The sequence below is a fragment of the Ideonella sp. P3_A4 genome (assembly GCF_056403075.1).
In genome coordinates this window covers 1-500 of record NZ_JBFUGE010001385.1, presented here as the reverse complement: position 1 = coordinate 500, position 500 = coordinate 1, and the positions used below count along the sequence as shown (strand labels likewise).

The window sequence follows — 500 nt, the reverse complement described above, 5'->3', positions numbered from 1 at the left end:
GTGATCGCCTGACAGAGATCGCCATAGTCATGAACGACCTGGTCAACCGTGTAGCCAAGGTTCAGCAACTCCTTGCCATGGGCGGTGGCAGTCACCCCCATTTCTGACAACACCAGTGAGTCGCCGCCGGATGGCCCGGAGATCCTGACACCGTCTTCAGGGTTGCCAGCGCCCTCTGCTGCAAGGGTTCTGATCAGTTGATCGAGGAACAGCGGGATCCCGTTGGCCAACTGTCGTTCAGTGGCCGCGCGTCGGGGTCTTTGTGCAACCTTCGACTTGCACCGCGAGACCAGTTCCTCCCGGTTGTGGGAGAGAAAGTTATGCATGCTTTTGGTGCCTTGCCGGCCGATGGCCTGGTACATGTGGACGGGTAACACCCTTCAAAGGCGATGCTCTATCGGACCCTCGAGCGGAGGCGGTGTCTGTGCGGCAACGCACACATGGGTGCTGCCTCGCGCTGGCAGCAGCACTGCGGCCCCGGGCTTGCTCACACGGGCGAT

At 61.2% G+C, this 500-nt stretch carries 1 pseudogene; it reads right to left on the bottom strand.

Going from position 1 to position 500, the window contains the following annotated elements:
- Positions 1-326: pseudogene (locus tag AC1DYI_RS38130) on the bottom strand (sensor histidine kinase); the annotation flags it as partial.
- Positions 327-500: the final 174 nt, after the last annotated feature.